The sequence below is a fragment of the Burkholderia sp. 3C genome (genome assembly GCF_054589155.1).
On record NZ_BAAILN010000143.1, the window covers coordinates 1 to 333 of the forward strand.

Genomic DNA, 333 nt, shown 5'->3' on the forward strand with positions numbered 1-333 from the left:
TCGATGGCAACGGCGGCATGATGACCGTGAAATTCTCCCCGGGGCAGGTCGCGCCGGGCTACAAGCTGTTGCTGATCATCGACGGCCGCATGTACGAACACGCGTTGAGCGCGACGGCGCTCGCCACGGGTTTGGCGAGGTTCGATGCGCCCGTCATGGGCGCGAAGCAGGTTTCAGCGGCCCTGGTCGATACGGCCGGCAATATCTCGTCGTACAGGGACAATCACGCCGCGACGCTTAATGCACCGACCGAGCAAGCGCTCACCGGCACGATCGCGCGCTACGGCGGCAGCGCGGACACGGTGTTCACCGTGGCCGATGTCGGCTATTTTT

General features: G+C 64.3%; 1 protein-coding gene. It reads left to right on the forward strand.

Annotated elements, in window-relative coordinates; all coding sequences use genetic code 11:
- Positions 1 to 17: 17 nt before the first annotated feature.
- The coding region (locus ACYP33_RS30170; RefSeq protein WP_459624958.1) for a hypothetical protein at positions 18 to 333 on the forward strand (316 nt) is incomplete at its 3' end.